Consider the following 2046-nt stretch of genomic DNA (forward strand, 5'->3'; position numbering starts at 1 on the left):
GTAGTTGTGGCTGAGCATGCGTGCCTCTTCTTGGGCAAGCACGACCACGCGACGAGCACGGTCAGTAAATCTTTCGAACATTGGGCGTCCCCCTCTGCTGGACTATCAGTTCAGTTTAGTCGGCTATCGGAAACGGCGAGCCGAATGTCCATATACGTCACTCAACCTTCACCACGAGGCCGGTGTTCCGACGTTCGCTGTGGGCAGAACTAGGCTGATGCGCATGTCTGCTGGCGATTGGAAGGACTTGTACGCCGCAGCACGAGCCGGCGATCTCGAGCTCGTGCGGTTCCACGTCGACCAGGGAGTCGACGTCAACCACGTCCACCCGGAGTACCAGGGCACGGTGCTCGTAGCCGCGATACTCGCTGGCCACGAAGACGTCGCCCACATCCTTCTCGACAGCGGGGCCGACCCTGCTGCGCTGTCTGAGCTCGACGACCTCATACCGGCGCAGGCTGCCCGTCAGATGAGGATGACGGGCGTCGAGACGCGACTTGGAGCTATTCGGCGCGACTGAGCGGGAACAGGATGGCTTCGCGGATGCCGATTCCGAGCAGCAACATGACGAGCCGGTCGACGCCGAGACCCATCCCGCCGGCGGGAGGCATGCCGAACTCGAGAGCCCGGAGGAAGTCCTCGTCGATGTCCATCGCCTCGGGATCACCAGCAGCTGCCAGCCGTGACTGCTCCTCAAGCCGTTCGCGCTGGATGACCGGATCGTTGAGCTCGGAGTAGGCGGGAGCCAGCTCGACCCCGTTGATGATCAGATCCCAGGCCTCGACGAGCCCCGGCTTGGTGCGGTGCTTCTTGGCCAACGGACGTACGGCCTCGGGGTAGTCACAGACGAACGTCGGCTGGATCAGCGTGTGCTCGACGAGCTTCTCGAACAGCTCGAGCACCATCTCGCCAGCGCCCCAGTGGTCCTGGAGCGCGACCTCGTGCTTGGCGGCTAGTGCCTTGAGGTCGGCTTCGGAGGTGTCGTTGTCGACCGACGAATCTGTGGCCTCGGAGACGAGCTCGTGGATCGACGCGCGACGCCAGGGTGCCTCGAGGTCGATCTCGGTTCCGTCGCGACCGGGGACGACCGTGCGGCCAACTGCGCGTGCCGCGTTGACCACGAGATCGCGGGTCAGCTCGGCCATCGTGTCGTAGGAGCCGTATGCCTGGTAGGCCTCCAGCATCATGAACTCGGGGTTGTGGCTGTTGTCGACGCCCTCGTTGCGGAACGTCTTGCCGATCTCGTAGACCCGATCGACGCCACCGACCAGCGCACGCTTGAGGTGCAGCTCGATCGCGATGCGCAGCAGCATGTCCTCGTCGAACGCATTGGTGTGCGTGGCGAACGGCCGCGCGGCAGCACCACCGTTGGTGTGCTGGAGCGTAGGGGTGTCGACCTCGACATACTCACGCTCGTCGAGCGTCGCCCGCAGCGACTGAAGGACCTTGGCCTTCACGCGTACGTTCTCGCGAGCCTCGGGACGGACGATCAGGTCGACGTAGCGCATCCGGCTGCGCGCCTCGTCCGACAAAGGGTTGTGCTCGTTGGGCAGCGGGCGAACAGTCTTGGCGGCAATCTGCCAGGTCGTGGCCTGCACGGAGAGCTCACCGCGACGGCTGGTGATGATCTCGCCCGTCACCGCAAGGTGGTCGCCGATGTCGACCAGCGACTTGAAGGCAGCGAGGCGCTCCTCGCCGACCAGGTCGAGAGAGAGCATGGCCTGAAGCTCAGTGCCGTCACCCTCGCGGAGACGTACGAAGCAGAGCTTGCCGGTGTTGCGCAGGAAGATGACGCGGCCGGTGACCGACGCGATGTCGCCCGTCTGGACGTCGGCACCAAGCGCCTCGGCGTCGTACGCGGTGACGATCTGCTTGAGCGTGTGGGTGCGATCGACGACAACGGGATAGGGGTCCTCGCCGGCGTCGAGCAGCTGCTGGCGCTTGTTGCGGCGCACGAGCATCTGCTCGGGGAGGTCGTCCTCAGCCGGAGGTGTCGGGGTGGCGTCGTTCACGAGGAGCAAGCCTATCGGCCCGCGTCACTGGTTC

Annotated in this window: 2 protein-coding genes; one reads left to right on the top strand and one right to left on the bottom strand. The window is 64.9% G+C overall.

Translation table 11 applies throughout. The features are described 5' to 3' along the window. Positions 1–223 precede the first annotated feature (223 nt). Positions 224–520, top strand: coding sequence for an ankyrin repeat domain-containing protein (locus tag V6M39_RS06155; RefSeq protein WP_332642871.1), 297 nt, complete (start codon positions 224–226; stop codon positions 518–520). Here V6M39_RS06155 and lysS read toward each other — a convergent pair. Continuing rightward, entirely contained in the window at positions 504–1961 is a 1458-nt protein-coding gene (gene lysS, locus V6M39_RS06160) for a lysine--tRNA ligase (RefSeq protein WP_332642872.1), read from the bottom strand. The two genes, V6M39_RS06155 and lysS, sit on opposite strands and share 17 nt — an antisense overlap. Between the last annotated feature and the right edge of the window lie 85 nt (positions 1962–2046).

The organism is Aeromicrobium sp. (assembly GCF_036675695.1).
In the GTDB taxonomy this organism is placed as follows: Bacteria; Actinomycetota; Actinomycetes; order Propionibacteriales; family Nocardioidaceae; genus Aeromicrobium.